We start from the raw sequence: 13,602 nt of genomic DNA, 5'->3' as shown, positions 1-13,602 counted from the left end.
ACTTTATGATATGGAAAAAGAGATACTACAAAATGCTGATTTTATATTTTCGCACAATAGCAGTACGCTAAATGAACTTAGAAAATTTTTTGGCTTACAAATAGTAAATTCAGTAGTTGTTTATAACGGTTGCAAGCAGGATTATGATTTTAAGAAAAAAGATTTTGATTTTTCAAGTATAAACTATTATGGCTCATTCTTGTTATGGAAAGGTCTTGATTTGATGCTAGATTTTGCTTTAAAAACTGACATAAAGCTCGAACTTTATGGTAAAAATAGTGGAAATAGTTTTATAACTTTAAAAAACACTCTCAAAGAAAAAAAGATCGAAGATCTGGTATGCTTTAAAGGATTGCTACCTCAAAATGAAGTTGTAAAAAGTCTTGTTGAAAATAATACTATTTTGATAATACCTAGTGTAAAAAGTGATTATTCGCTTTATAGCACTCCATTAAAGCTTTTTGAATATATGGCAAATTCAAATGTCGTCTTAGCTCCAAATTTCCCACCAGTTGCTGAAATAGTAAAAGATGGCGAAAACGGTTTTTTATATGAAGCGGGTGATGAAAAAAGTTTAGAAGAAAAATTTAACTATATAAAGACTTTAGGTAATGAAGAGCTAAATAAAATTTCAAAAAATGCCTATGAAAGTATGAGTAAAAATACTTGGCAAAATAGAGCTATAAAAATAATCAAAGAATTAGAAAAGATAAAATAAATTATTGAGTGTATTTAAAAAAGGGGCGAATGCCCCTGGGATTATGCAGCTGGATAAACAGATACTTTTTTTCTGTTTTTATCAAGTCTTTCAAATTTTACAAAGCCATCGACTAATGCAAAAATAGTGTGATCTTTGCCAAGACCTACGTTATTTCCAGCGTGAGTTGCTGTTCCTCTTTGGCGGATGATTATATTTCCAGCACGAACGAACTCGCCACCAAATTTCTTAACACCTAATCGGCGTCCGATACTATCACGGTTATTTTGGGTTGAACCTTGACCTTTTTTGTGTGCCATATCTTATCTCCTTAAGCTGCGATACTTACGACTTTTACACGTGTAAATTGTCTTCTAAAGCCGCGTTTTAGTTTTGAGTCTTTACGTCTGCGTTTTTTGTAGATAACTACTTTTTTGTCTTTGCCTTCATTAACGACCTCAAGAACAACTTTTGCACCCTTAACAAATGGCGCACCTACCTTTACTTCACCGTCATTTACAGCTAAAACTTCTGTAATCTCAACGGTTGATTTAGCTTCAGCGCTAAAGTGATCTAGCTTAAGGAACTCGCCCTCGCTAACACGATATTGCTTACCGCCATGCTTAAATATAGCGTATTTTGACATACTCTACCTTTCTAAATTTGGTAAGACCAAAAAGCACTTTTTTGCAAAAGATTTATGGAGCTTTGTTGGTTGTAAGGTGTGAATATTATCCAAAAGTTTATAAATTCTACTTTAATGCCCCTGATCTTATGATCTCGTCGGCTAAATTTCTTATCATAGATGTATGATCTAAGAAAAAGGTTTTGTCATTTGGCAAATGTGGCCGATATATCAGCGTTTTGGCTACTGGTGCGCTTAAGATCACATTTATCAGTTCAAGCTCAGGCGGAAAAACAAAATAAAGTTTTGGCTTAGGAATTTCATTTTGAAAGAGCCTCTTTGCGTAAAATTTACTGAAATTTTCATTTTTTGGTAGCGTTATCTCTTTAAAGAGTTCAAGCGGTAAAAAGTAGCGCGCCAAAGCGTGAAGTCCATGCGCAAAAATGTAGAGGCGTTTTTCAAATTTAGGCGCATCTGTCCTGCCAAAAGTGGAGCAAAATTTCTGCAAATGCTCGCTCATAGCGGCCGTATCTTTTTCGTGTAGGGCAAGCATAAATTTAATTGCTTCTCTTTCATTTGCTGGCTTTTTGGACTCTGCAAAGGCGTGAGCCTTTTCTAGAGCAGGGGCAAGTAAATTTTCATCTTGCCAAAGCATCGCCGTGAGCAGATCATGCATAACACATAGAAATTTATAGCCGTTTTTGCTAGGTGGCAAGCCTTTTGGAAAGATCCTTGCCATACTATCTGTGTCGCCGCAAGCGATAGCAAAAAACGCAGGGATCAGCTTCTCACACTGGTCATATCCGCCGCTGCAGCCTGGGAGTAAATTTAGCTTAGCGTATTGAAAGATAAGATCATTTAGTGCCTCGGCATCGCCCTCAGCTAGGCACTTCTCAAGGCAAAAGTCATAACGCCTAGCTCTTGAAAAAGATAGGTTGCGTATGAGCTCACATAAAAAGTCGTAATCGTTTAAATTTTTCTCTTTTATCTCGGCGTAAATGCTTGCATACTCGTCTAAAAGTAGCTCTTCATCGCTTTTTGGTGGTTTTTTGGCTTTGAAAATGTTAAATAAGCCTTCTAAAAATGACATTTTGCCTCTCCTTATTTTTGCTAATTTTAGCCAAAAACGCCTAAAATGGCTTAGTTTTTTGGCTCACAAAAAGTTAAATTTAGCGGATATTTTAACCGCATTTTGGCTATAATCGCCCAAATTTAAGCAAGCTCAGGAAAAAGATGGCAGGCGAAGACCAAGAAAAAACCGAAGAAGCGACCCCCAAAAAGATAGAAGACGCCAAAAAGGATGGCAACGTCCCCAAAAGTCAGGACCTATCAGGCTTTGTGACCCTAGTCATTGCTATTGGTGTCCTGCTTGCGATGCTAAATTTCATGAAAGATCAGGTCATCTCGCTTTACATCTACTACTCTAAATTTATCGGTCAGCCACTGACATTGCCAACGGTAAAGATGATCGTTGTAAATACCTTTGGCAGGGCGCTTTTGATGATCCTGCCAGTTTGCATCTGCGTCGCGGTAGCTGGCATAATCGCAAATGTAATGCAGTTTGGTTTTATATTTACCACAAAGCCCATAACACCAAATTTTGGCAAGATAAATCCACTAAAAGGGCTAAAAAATTTATTTTCTATGAAAAAGGCGATCGAGAGTGTCAAGATCGTCGTTAAAGTAAGCATCGTCTTTGGTGTTGGATTTTACTTTTTCTTGCAGTTTATCAAAGAGCTTCCGCACACGCTATTTTTTTCTATGTTTGACCAGCTTGCGTGGCTAAAGGAGAAACTCATCATCCTAGTTAGCGTCATGCTTTTTATACTTTTTGTGATCGGCCTTGCTGACTTGCTTATCGTGCGTTTTCAGTATTTTAAGGATCTTCGCATGAGCAAGCAAGAGATCAAGGACGAGTATAAGCAGATGGAGGGTGACCCACAGGTAAAAGGCAGGATCCGCCAAGCGCAAATGCGTGCAGCCAAACGACGAATGATGCAAAACATTCCACAAGCTGACGTCGTCATCACAAACCCAACTCACTATGCCGTGGCGATCAGATACGACAAAAGCCGCGACGAAGCACCGATAATACTTGCTAAAGGGATTGATTTCTTAGCGCTTCAGATAAAAAAGGTGGCAGTTGAAAACGGAGTGCAAATTTATGAAAATCCACCTCTTGCAAGGGAACTTTATAGAGTTTGTGAGGTCGATGATACGATACCAGCGCACCTTTTTAGAGCTGTGGCTGAAGTGCTAAGCTTTGTTTATATGAGCAATAAGCAGAAATTTCAAGATAAACTTTGATGAAGAAATTTCTTGCCACCAAAAGGTAGCAAGAAATTTATCTATTATAGATAGCCAAAAGCTGTAGCGAAGATATAGCCAAATATACAAGAAACTATAACTCCGATAAGTCCTGGCAAGATGAAGCTGTGGTTGATAACAAATTTACCAATGTGCGTTGTACCACTTCTGTCAAACTGAATAGCCGCAAGGTCGCTTGGGTATGTTGGTAGGATGTAGTATCCATAGCAAGCCGGCGCAAAAGCTAGGATTACAGCAGGGTTAACGTCGATGTTTAGTGCTAATGGCACGAACGCAACCAAGGCTGCAGCTTGAGAGTTAACAAATTTAGAGATGATAAGTAGCATAACCGCATAGGTCCAAGGGTGCTCTTTTACGATGCCACCAAGGGCTTCTTTCATCATCGGAGTATGTACTGCAAACATAGTCTCAGCCATCCAAGAGATACCAAATACCGCAACAAGCGCGATCATACCTGATCTAAAGATCTCGTTTTTACCGATCTTGCTAGCATCTGTTGGAGTAAATATCAATATGATGGCACCTGTTAAAAGCATGAAAATTTGGATAACATGAACCATGCTTAGGCTCTTTGAAGAGGCTAGTTTGTTGCTTATGTTGATATAAGCGCCTTGAAATTCCTCTTTTGCACCTTTTTCATTTATATATGTTACTGCACCATCAGCTGTGCGAGTAAGAGTTTGTGTGCCGTCTTTGCCGACAATTTTCACTGATTGAGCTTTTTGGTTTGCATTTAGTTTGTCGTTTGAAACTTTTAACTCAGCAGCTTCTGTTTGGATGCTTGCGTCTTTTATCTTTAAGGTTTTTAAGACTTTTTGCTCAGTTGGAAGGTTTGCTACTATTTGAACGACTGTTGCGTCTTTGTAAGTAGTCCAGCTTGGGCGAAGATCTTTAAAGTATCCAAGAAGTGCGACTACAAGGATAGAGCCCAAAAATATCCACATTGCAGCCCATTGGTGCATAGGAAGTTTTTTGCCTAGAAGTGTTGCGCTATCGCCATAAACGTATTTTTTAAACTCAGGGTCTTGAAGTTTTGCTTGAAAGACTTCGTCTTTATCAAGGTCTTTACCTCTAAACCAGCTAAAAATACCTATCGCCAAAACGCCACAAAATGTCGATGGGATAGTGATCTTTAAAAGGTCTAAGTATCCATCAAAACCAGCTAAGTGAGTTTTAGCGTTGATAAGAAAGCTAGTAAGGGTTACAACAGCGACTGAAACTGGGCTAGCGATGATACCCATTTGTGAAGCTATCGAGCTTGCAGCCATAGGACGCTCTGGGCGGATGCCGTTTTTGATAGCGATGTCATAAACGATAGGAAGCACAGTATAAACAACGTGTCCAGTTCCGCATAAAATAGTAAGCGTACATGTTACAAATGGAGCTAGGATACTTACATATTTTGGATTTTTTCTAAGTATGGTTTCTGCTATTTGAAGCATAACGTCAAGACCACCACTAGCTTGAAGTGTAGCACTAGCCACAACAACGGCTAAAATGGTTAGCATAACATCGATAGCAGGCTTGCCAGGCTCGATGTTAAATCCAAAAACTAAAACTATAAGACCGATACCGCCTAGCATACCAAGCGCTATACCGCCTTTTTTAGCTCCGTAGAACAAACAGATAAGGACGATGAGAAGCTGGATAGCAAACTGCACGCCTTCACTTAAATTCATGAGAAAATCCATGAAACCTCCTAAGTTAAATGTAAATTTAATGTTGATTATATCTCTTATGAATTGAGATTAAACTTATATTTTAAGATTAATTTGACAAAAGTGAGAGTTTTGCATTAGTTGAAAGCTTGCTGATAGGTTATCTTGGTCTAAATTTTTGTATCATCGCCACTCTTTCTAAATTTATAAATTTTACTTTGTATAAACTATAAAATCTAAATTTTTCATTCTTTGTTTTTAAAAATTATTAATATAAAAATTTAAGTTTTATTTTATATACTTGTAAAAAGTTGCGGGGCGCTATCATCTGTGTTAAAATCTACGAGATAAATTTAAAAGGATAAATTTGAAAGAAAAAACTAAAGAAGCGATATCTTTATCTATAAGCAAAAGCAAATTTAGCCAAAATAAAAGAGTAATCTGGTCGGTGATCGGCATTATTATTTTGGCGATAGAAATTTATATTGCGATTTTTATTAAAGGTGGTTTTATAAGGCACTATATCGGCGATGTGTTAGCTACTGCGATGCTTTATGCGTTTGGGCGAGCTATATTTAGGGTGGCTCCTATAAATTTAGCCATTTGCGTCTTTGTCATTTCGCTTTTTATAGAAGCCGCGCAATATCTCAAAATTCTTGAAATTTTAGGTGTGAAAAGCTCAATATTGCGGATAATTTTTGGTGGGACATTTGACTTGACAGACATTATTTGTTACTTAGCTGGCTGCATTTTAGCTTATCTGTTTGAAAATTTATCTATGCAAAAAAGCAAAACATACTAAATTTATACATTTTATATATGCCGTTTAAATTACAAGATAAAAATAGGCTAGCTCATTTAAATTTAGATAGGCTAGCCAAAATTTTGCTCTATTTTAGCTCGCCACAGTTTTTCGCGATATTTAGCGATGTTTTAAGTGGCACATTTAGCGTGTAAATTTCCTCCATTGTCTTTTGTGTCGCCTTGCCAAATTCTTGCGCAAATTCGTCTTTGACCTCGAAAATTAGCTCGTCATGGATCTGAAGCAGCATTTTTGCGTTTTCATCTAAATTTGCTCTAACTTTTACCATCGCCATCTTGACAAGATCCGCCGCTGAGCCTTGAAAGACCGTATTTACCGCCTCGCGCTCAAACATAGCTATTTGCATAGGCGTGGCACTTTTAAAGTCAAAGTAGCGCCTTCTGCCAAGTAGCGTCTGCACAAAGCCATCGTTTTTAGCTGAAATTTTTATGCTCTCCAAAAACTCTTTGATCGTCGCAAACGCCTTAAAGTAGCGCTCTATATACTCTTTTGCCTCGGCTCTTGTGATATTTACTTGATTTGCCAGTTTGCTTGAGCCCATGCCATAAATGAGCCCAAAATTTATACTCTTTGCCACGGCTCTATTTTGCCCGTCACTGCTACCAAATATGCTAATAGCCGTCCTTGCGTGGATATCCTCGTCATTTTTAAACGCCTCAAGAAGTGCAGGATCACGGCTAAAGTGAGCTAGCAGCCTAAGCTCGATCTGGCTGTAGTCAAGCCCCACAAAGCTATAGCCTTCGCGCGCCTCAAAGCACTCTCTGACGTCCTTTGCGAGGCTGCCACGAGCTGGGATATTTTGCAAATTTGGATTTTTGCTTGAAAGTCTGCCAGTACTCGTGCCAGTTTGCAAAAAGCTCGTGTAAATTCGTGAGCCCTCGTCCTTTTTCGCAAGCGCTAAAAGTGGCTCGCAGTAGGTGCTTTGCAGTTTATATAGCTCTCTGTAAGCTAAAATTTTTTCAATCACCGGATGAGCGTCTATGAGCTCAGCTAGCACGCTCTCATCGGTGCTATATCCTGTTTTTGTCTTCTTTTTGCTTGGAAGCTTTAGATGCTCAAAAAGTATGACACCAAGCTGTTTTACTGAGTTTATGTTGAAATTTTCGCCGCTTAGCTCGTAAATTTCACTTGTTAGCGCCTTTAGTTTGGTGTCGTTTTCAAGGATGAGCTTTTGCATTTTGGCTTCGTTTATCTTGATGCCGTTTTGCTCCATGTCAAAAAGCGTAAGGATAAAAGGAAACTCGTGCATATCGGCAAGGGTGAGTAAATTTTTATCAAGCGTGTTTTGAAAAGTTTTATAAAATTTAAGCGTTATCCAAGCGTCCTCAGCGGCGTATTTAGCGGCATTTTCTAGAGGCACATCGCCAAAAGTCTGCCCCTTTTTGACCATATCTTCAAATTTGATCGTGTCGTAGTCATAGAGCCTCTTTGCTAGCGCGTCCATGCCCACACTCGAGTTTGGATCGCTAAGCCACGCAAGTATCATCGTGTCTTTGAAATTTGCAGGCGGATTTAGCCCAAGGTTGTTTTTTACTATCTCAAAATCATATTTTAAATTTTGTCCGATCACGCAGCCTTTATAAATTTGCCCTACCGCCCAAGTGGCAAATTTTAGGCCTATTTGCTTTGGCGCGCCTAGGTAGTTGTGAGCTACTGGCACGTAGTAGGCGTCCTCGTCGTTAAAGCAAAAGCTAAAGCCAACTATCTTTGCGCTCTTGCTATCAACGCCCGTGGTCTCGGTGTCGAAGGCGACGATGGTCTCTGGGGTGATGTCGGCAAGCAGTTTCTCAACACTGGCTTCATCAAGCAGTAAATTTGCTCTAAAGCCAAGTTTAAATTCAGCATTTTCCTCTTTTTGCAAACTCTTAAGAAGCCTGTTTAGATCGTACTCTTTTAAAATTTCTGAGATGTTTATCAAAGGATTTTGCTCTGGGAATTTAGAGTGCTCAAGATCAAGCGAAGTGATCGCGTCATCAAAGAGCGTGGTTAGTTTTTTGCTCAAAAATGCCTCGTCTCTTGCGGCTGCAAGCATATTTTTGGTGCGCTCGTTTCTAACAAGGGCTAAATTTTCATAAACTCCCTCTAAGCTGCCATACTCAGCTAAAAGCTTTTTAGCTCCCACTGCGCCGATGCCTTTGACGCCTGGGATGTTGTCTGAGCTGTCTCCTGCGATGGCTAAAAAGTCTCTCACCTGAGCTGGATAGACGCCATATTTTTCAAAGCAGCTAGCGCTATCGTGGTCGATCTTGCTTTGCGGGCTGTAGATGCTCACTTTGCCGTCCTCTATGAGCTGGTAAAGGTCCTTATCGTGCGTGACTATTCGCACAAATATATCTTTATCTTTGCAAATTTTAACCGCGCTTGCGATGATGTCATCGGCCTCGTAGCCCTCACGGCTAAGGCTGTAAAGCCCCATTTTTTCTATCATATCTATACAAACTGGCAGCTGCTCTTTTAGCTGAGCTGGCGGCTCGCTCCTATTTGCCTTGTACTCGCCCAAAATTTCATGACGCAGGGTCTTGCCCTTGCTATCAAGTGCGAAGATGAGGTAGTCGCTTTGGTACTCGTCTTTTAGGCTCGCTATGAAATTTGCAAAGCCACTTATCATGCCACTTGGTTTGCCCTCGCGATTTTTAAGCCCACTCATAGCGTAATAAAGCCTAAAAAAGAAGCCAAAAGTATCAATAATCGTAAGTGTTTTCATTCTCTATCCTTTTGCGTCATTTTATGAAATTTAGGCAAAAATTTGGCTGATTTTCTAAATTTATGATGTGGCAAGAAAAAAATAACATTTTGAATACAAAACAAATTTTAATCATTTAAAAGATATAATCCACCCTAAATTTAAAAACAAAAAATAGATAAACTTAAGGTAAAAAATGTTTATAGATAGCGTGAAATTAACCCTAAGCTCAGGCCATGGCGGAGCTGGTGCAGTAAGCTTTCGCCGCGAAAAGCACGTCATTTTAGGCGGTCCAGACGGCGGTGACGGCGGTGACGGCGGAGATGTCTATTTTGTCTGTGATAACAACACCCACACACTGGCAAACTACAAGGGCAAAAGGGCGATGAGAGCGAGCGACGGCGAGGCTGGCATGGGCAGACGCATGACTGGCAAAAAGGGCGAGAGCTTAGAGCTCATCGTGCCACCAGGAACGGCGGTCTATGACGCGCAGACAAACGAGCTACTTTGCGACATGGTAGAGGAGGGGCAAAGGACGCTATTTTTAAAAGGTGGCAAGGGCGGACTTGGAAATTTTCACTTTAAAAACTCTATCAACCAAGCTCCAGAATACGCTCAAAAGGGCATGCCAGAAGAGAGCGTAGAGGTTAGGCTCGAGCTAAAACTGATAGCTGACGTGGGACTTGTAGGCTTTCCAAATGTCGGCAAATCAACCCTAATTTCAGCCGTCTCAAACGCCAAACCACAGATCGCAAACTACGAATTTACTACGCTTACGCCAAAGCTCGGACTTGTTGAGGTCGATCAGTTTAGTGGCTTTGTCATGGCTGACATCCCTGGTATCATCGAGGGAGCTAGCGACGGACGCGGCCTTGGCGTGCAGTTTTTAAAGCACATCGAGAGAAATAAAATTTTACTTTTCATGATAGATAGTGCGAACTACAGAAGCATGAGCGAGCAGTTTAGTGTGCTAAAAGAGGAGGTCGCTAAATTTTCAAGCGTGCTTGCCAGCAGGGACTATGCTATCGCTATAACAAGAGTCGATGCGGCTGAAAATTTAGATGAAAATATAAGCGAATTTATGAAAAGTATAAATTTAGAGCCAAATCAAGTTGGTAAATTTGTCTATAAGCAAGATATTTACAGCTTTGACGCGAAAAAGCCATACTTTATTTTGCCGATCTCATCAGCGACAAATGAGAACATCGACGAGCTTAAATTTGCACTGCTTGAGCTACTAAAAAAAGAGCTTTGAGTTGCGACTTTTTAGTGCTTTGAACTTAGAAATTTAAGAGTATAAAATGAAGAAAATTTTTTGCATTATGCTATTTTGCTTTGGTGCATATAGCTGTGATCCAGCGGATCCAATATATATGTTTTTGAATTTTAATGATAATAATCGCGACGGCGCGCTAAATTTAGATGAGTGGATGACCTGCAAAGCGCCCCAAGCCCTAAAAATAGCGCCAGATCTATGCACAAGGCAGGAATTTAAGAGGCTTGATACAAACCGCGACGGCAAAGTTAGCGTTGATGAGCTAAGAAATTTAGTGTTTCAAAAGATTGATTGGAAAGAAGATCCTTGCGCCTTCTGGCCGCCGAATAGCAAAAACGTAGATCAAAATAAAAGTCGTTGAAATTTAAAGGAAAGTGATGAATGTAGTTTTTATGGGGACGCCTGATTATGCCGTTAGGATACTTAGGCACCTAAAAGAGGCTGGCTTTAATATAAAAGCGGTCTTTACCCAGCCTGATAAGCCAGTTGGCAGAAAGCAAATTTTAACCCCAAGTGAGGTCAAAATTTACGCGCAAAAAGAGCTAGTAGGCGTGCCAGTCCTTACGCCAAAGACACTAAAAGATGAGGCAGTGGTTGCCGAGCTAAAGGCATTTGAGCCTAAATTTATCGTAGTGGCAGCTTATGGCAAAATTTTGCCTAAGAGCGTGCTTGACGTGGCGACTTGTATAAATTTACACGCTTCGATCTTGCCAAAATATAGAGGTGCTAGCCCCATTCAAAGCGCGATCCTAGCAGGCGAGAAGCAAACTGGCGTCACAGCTATGCTAATGGACGCTGGCCTTGATACTGGCGATATGCTAGACTTCATCTACACGCCCTGCGAGAGCAAGATGTCAAGCGAGCTTTTTAGTGAGCTAGGCGAGCTTGGCGGTGAGCTAATCGTAAAAGTGCTTAAGAATTTTGAAAATTTAAAGCCACAAAAGCAAGACGAGAGCAAGGCCTCGCACTGCAAAAAGATAAGTAAGAGCGACGGACTTTTTAGCTTTGACGAAGAGGCGGGGCAAATTTATAATAAATTTCGTGCGCTCACACCTTGGCCAGGGCTTTATCTGGCAAGCGGACTAAAAGTTTTATCGCTTGAGCTAAGCGAAAAAAGTGGCAAAAACGGAGAAATTTTAAGCGTAGAAAAGGACCACGTTGTGGTTGCTTGCAAGGGTGGGGCGGTCAAAATTTACGAGCTTCAAGAGCCAAGCAAAAAGCCAACAAACGCAAAAGCATATATAAATGGTAAGCGCCTTAGCGTTGGCGATGAATTAAAATAAATTTAAAGGAGCGGTTATGAAAAATGCGCTAAGTATAGCAGGGGTTGATCCAAGCGGCGGAGCTGGAGTTTTAGCTGATATAAAGGTCTTTATAGCACACGGCGTATATGCGATGGGAGCGATCACAGCGGTCACTGCTCAAAATACAAAGGGCATCTTTGGCATGCAGTTAGTTGAGCCAAAGCTCATAGAGGATCAGATCAAAGCGATATTTGATGATATAAGAGTTGATGTGATAAAAATAGGCGTTGTCCCAAGCGTTGAGATCATCAAAAGCGTCTCAAAAACGCTAAGAGAGATCAAAAATTTACCGCCAGTCGTGCTAGATCCTGTCATGAGCTGTAAAAATGGTGACATCTGGCTAGAGGGCACTGCAAAAGACGCGATCGTGGAGGAGCTTTTCCCACTTGCGAGCGTGATCACGCCAAATATCTTTGAAGCGCGCGAAATTTTAAAGCGTGAGCTAAAGGGCGAGTGCGAGTTAAAAGAGGCTTGCAAGGAACTTTTGAAATTTGGCACAAAGAGCGTTTATCTAAAGTGTGGCGAGCTTGACGGCAAGTCGCTTGATATATTTTATAATGGCAAGGAATATGAAATCTTTAGCGACGAGCGCATAAATACGACTGCGACACACGGCTCAGGCTGTTCGCTCTCAAGCGCGATCGCATCAAATTTAGCAAATGGCCATAGTCTAAAAGAGAGCGTGAAAAACGCGCATGATTATATCTTTAACGCTATTAAAAACGCAGTTATTATCGGCGGCGGACAAAATCCGGTAAATCACTTCTATAAATTTAAGGTGTGATTTGAAGGTTGAGTTTATCCAAAGCATGCCTTCGACGCAGGAATTTTTGATAGACGCCCTAAAAAACGGCGAGATAAAGCCACCGCACATGGTCGTGGCGTATAATCAAACAAAAGGGGTCGGCAGCCGCGGCAACAGCTGGGAGGGACTTGGCGGAAATTTATTTATGTCATTTTGCATAAGCGAAGATGAGCTGCCAAGCGACATACCTCCGCCCTCGATCTCGATATATTTTTCTATGTTGATGCGTGAAGTCTTGAGCGAACTAGGCTCAAAGTGCTGGCTAAAATGGCCAAATGATTTTTACGTGGATGAGCGTAAAATAGGTGGCACTTTGACAAATAAAGTGGATGAAATTTACATTTGTGGCATGGGGATAAATTTAGCTAATGCGCCCGAAAATGCGGGCATTTTAGACATAAAAGCTAGCGTAGATGAGCTGGTTTGGGGCTTTGTTAGCATGCTTGATAAAAAGATTTTATGGAAGCCAATTTTTAGCAAATTTAGGATAGACTTTTGCAAGTCAAAAAGTTTTATTACGCATATTGCAAATAGAGCTGTTTCGCTTCAAGATGCTGAAATTTGCGAGGATGGAGCGATATTATTAAACGGGGAAAAGGTATATTCTTTAAGATGAGCGAGATAATAACAATAGCTAACCAAAAAGGCGGCGTTGGCAAGACCACAACGGCCGTAAATTTAGCCGCATCACTGGCGGTTGCTGAGAAAAAAGTATTATTAATAGACATCGATCCGCAGGCAAACGCGACGACAGGACTTGGTTTTAGCAGAAGCGACTACGAGTTTAACATCTATCACGTCTTAACAGATAGAAAAAAGCTCTCACAAATCGTACTAAAAACTGAGATCCCAACGCTTTTTTTAGCTCCGTCAAACATAGGACTTGTCGGCATCGAGCAAGAATTTAACGACCAAAGTAAGGACTATAAACTAATCCTTAAAAACAAAATTTCAGAAGTTGTGGGCGACTATGATTTTATCATTATCGATAGTCCTCCAGCACTTGGCAGCATCACGATAAATGCTCTTAGTGCAAGCGATAGCGTGATCATCCCGATCCAGTGCGAATTTTACGCACTTGAGGGCTTGGCGCAGATACTAAACACTGTAAAGATCATCAAAAAAACGATAAATCCAAAGCTAAATATAAAGGGCTTTTTGCCGACAATGTTTAGCTCGCAAAACAATCTCTCAAAAGAGACTATTGCAAATTTAAAGCAGCATTTTGAAAATAAGCTCTTTAAGAGTAAGGACGGAAAAGACGAATTTGTAGTCGTTCCAAGAAATGTCAAACTAGCTGAAAGCCCAAGTTTTGGCAAGCCGGTGATACTTTATGATATAAAATCACCAGGCTCGATCGCATATCAAAATTTGGCATATTGCATTTTAAACTAAAAAATAAG

14 protein-coding genes are annotated in these 13,602 nt (G+C 40.4%); 9 read left to right on the top strand and 5 right to left on the bottom strand.

Features of this window, described 5'->3' with window-relative positions:
* On the top strand, positions 1-718 hold a 718-nt coding region (locus CYP77_RS05790), incomplete at its 5' end, for a glycosyltransferase (protein ID WP_181001952.1).
* A gap of 41 nt (positions 719-759) precedes the next feature.
* On the opposite strand, the gene rpmA is transcribed toward CYP77_RS05790, so the two are convergent.
* The 3 genes from rpmA to CYP77_RS05775 form a co-directional block, all read right to left on the bottom strand.
* Positions 760-1,017, bottom strand: coding sequence for a 50S ribosomal protein L27 (rpmA, locus tag CYP77_RS05785; RefSeq protein WP_002942569.1), 258 nt, complete (start codon positions 1,015-1,017; stop codon positions 760-762).
* 11 nt (positions 1,018-1,028) lie between these two features.
* Positions 1,029-1,343, bottom strand: coding sequence for a 50S ribosomal protein L21 (gene rplU, locus CYP77_RS05780; RefSeq protein WP_002942523.1), 315 nt, complete (start codon positions 1,341-1,343; stop codon positions 1,029-1,031).
* Positions 1,344-1,449: 106 nt separating this feature from the next.
* Positions 1,450-2,412, bottom strand: coding sequence for a hypothetical protein (locus tag CYP77_RS05775; protein WP_103567614.1), 963 nt, complete (start codon positions 2,410-2,412; stop codon positions 1,450-1,452).
* A 143-nt stretch (positions 2,413-2,555) separates the two neighbouring features.
* Between CYP77_RS05775 and flhB the strand changes: the two genes are divergently transcribed.
* Entirely contained in the window at positions 2,556-3,629 is a 1,074-nt protein-coding gene (gene flhB / locus CYP77_RS05770) for a flagellar biosynthesis protein FlhB (RefSeq protein WP_103567613.1), read from the top strand.
* 44 nt (positions 3,630-3,673) lie between these two features.
* Here flhB and CYP77_RS05765 read toward each other — a convergent pair whose 3' ends face one another.
* Entirely contained in the window at positions 3,674-5,341 is a 1,668-nt protein-coding gene (locus CYP77_RS05765) for an anaerobic C4-dicarboxylate transporter (RefSeq protein ID WP_103567612.1), read from the bottom strand.
* Positions 5,342-5,675: 334 nt separating this feature from the next.
* Here CYP77_RS05765 and CYP77_RS05760 point away from each other — a divergent pair, with 334 nt between their 5' ends.
* Positions 5,676-6,110, top strand: coding sequence for a DUF2809 domain-containing protein (locus CYP77_RS05760; RefSeq protein WP_258032414.1), 435 nt, complete (start codon positions 5,676-5,678; stop codon positions 6,108-6,110).
* An 88-nt stretch (positions 6,111-6,198) separates the two neighbouring features.
* On the opposite strand, the gene polA is transcribed toward CYP77_RS05760, so the two are convergent.
* On the bottom strand, positions 6,199-8,835 hold the full coding sequence (gene polA, locus CYP77_RS05755) for a DNA polymerase I (RefSeq protein WP_103567611.1): 2,637 nt from the start codon (positions 8,833-8,835) through the stop codon (positions 6,199-6,201).
* Between the two features lie 175 nt (positions 8,836-9,010).
* On the opposite strand from polA, the gene obgE reads away from it, so the two are divergent.
* The 6 genes from obgE to CYP77_RS05725 are packed head-to-tail and all read left to right on the top strand — an operon-like array spanning position 9,011 to position 13,594.
* Positions 9,011-10,069 (top strand): GTPase ObgE, encoded by a 1,059-nt coding sequence (gene obgE, locus CYP77_RS05750; protein ID WP_103567610.1) that lies wholly within the window; start codon positions 9,011-9,013, stop codon positions 10,067-10,069.
* 46 nt (positions 10,070-10,115) lie between these two features.
* Positions 10,116-10,451: a GDP-mannose dehydrogenase gene (locus CYP77_RS05745; RefSeq protein WP_103567609.1), complete on the top strand. Its 336-nt coding sequence runs from the start codon at positions 10,116-10,118 to the stop codon at positions 10,449-10,451.
* 16 nt (positions 10,452-10,467) lie between these two features.
* Positions 10,468-11,373: a methionyl-tRNA formyltransferase gene (fmt, locus tag CYP77_RS05740; RefSeq protein ID WP_103567608.1), complete on the top strand. Its 906-nt coding sequence runs from the start codon at positions 10,468-10,470 to the stop codon at positions 11,371-11,373.
* Positions 11,374-11,389: 16 nt separating this feature from the next.
* Complete coding sequence (gene thiD / locus CYP77_RS05735; RefSeq protein ID WP_103567607.1) at positions 11,390-12,178, top strand: bifunctional hydroxymethylpyrimidine kinase/phosphomethylpyrimidine kinase; 789 nt, start codon at positions 11,390-11,392, stop codon at positions 12,176-12,178.
* Between the two features lies 1 nt (position 12,179).
* Positions 12,180-12,815, top strand: a complete 636-nt coding sequence (locus tag CYP77_RS05730; RefSeq protein ID WP_103567606.1) for a biotin--[acetyl-CoA-carboxylase] ligase — start codon at positions 12,180-12,182, stop codon at positions 12,813-12,815.
* Positions 12,812-13,594 (top strand): ParA family protein, encoded by a 783-nt coding sequence (locus tag CYP77_RS05725; protein ID WP_087582696.1) that lies wholly within the window; start codon positions 12,812-12,814, stop codon positions 13,592-13,594. The genes CYP77_RS05730 and CYP77_RS05725 overlap by 4 nt, the downstream gene beginning before the upstream one ends.
* Positions 13,595-13,602: the final 8 nt, after the last annotated feature.

The organism is Campylobacter concisus (assembly GCF_002913865.1).
Classification (GTDB): domain Bacteria; phylum Campylobacterota; class Campylobacteria; order Campylobacterales; family Campylobacteraceae; genus Campylobacter_A; species Campylobacter_A concisus_AM.
The sequence above is the reverse complement of the archived record's forward strand: the minus strand, read 5'-3'. Positions and strand labels throughout refer to the sequence as shown.

Excerpts from the sequence above, each read along its gene's own strand:
- polA (WP_103567611.1), bottom strand. The coding sequence starts at position 8,835 with ATGAAAACACTTACGATTATTGATACTTTTGGCTTCTTTTTTAGGCTT.
- flhB (WP_103567613.1), top strand. The coding sequence starts at position 2,556 with ATGGCAGGCGAAGACCAAGAAAAAACCGAAGAAGCGACCCCCAAAAAG.
- CYP77_RS05765 (WP_103567612.1), bottom strand. The coding sequence starts at position 5,341 with ATGGATTTTCTCATGAATTTAAGTGAAGGCGTGCAGTTTGCTATCCAG.
- CYP77_RS05775 (WP_103567614.1), bottom strand. The coding sequence starts at position 2,412 with ATGTCATTTTTAGAAGGCTTATTTAACATTTTCAAAGCCAAAAAACCA.
- fmt (WP_103567608.1), top strand. The coding sequence starts at position 10,468 with ATGAATGTAGTTTTTATGGGGACGCCTGATTATGCCGTTAGGATACTT.
- rplU (WP_002942523.1), bottom strand. The coding sequence starts at position 1,343 with ATGTCAAAATACGCTATATTTAAGCATGGCGGTAAGCAATATCGTGTT.
- CYP77_RS05745 (WP_103567609.1), top strand. The coding sequence starts at position 10,116 with ATGAAGAAAATTTTTTGCATTATGCTATTTTGCTTTGGTGCATATAGC.
- thiD (WP_103567607.1), top strand. The coding sequence starts at position 11,390 with ATGAAAAATGCGCTAAGTATAGCAGGGGTTGATCCAAGCGGCGGAGCT.
- CYP77_RS05725 (WP_087582696.1), top strand. The coding sequence starts at position 12,812 with ATGAGCGAGATAATAACAATAGCTAACCAAAAAGGCGGCGTTGGCAAG.
- obgE (WP_103567610.1), top strand. The coding sequence starts at position 9,011 with ATGTTTATAGATAGCGTGAAATTAACCCTAAGCTCAGGCCATGGCGGA.
- rpmA (WP_002942569.1), bottom strand. The coding sequence starts at position 1,017 with ATGGCACACAAAAAAGGTCAAGGTTCAACCCAAAATAACCGTGATAGT.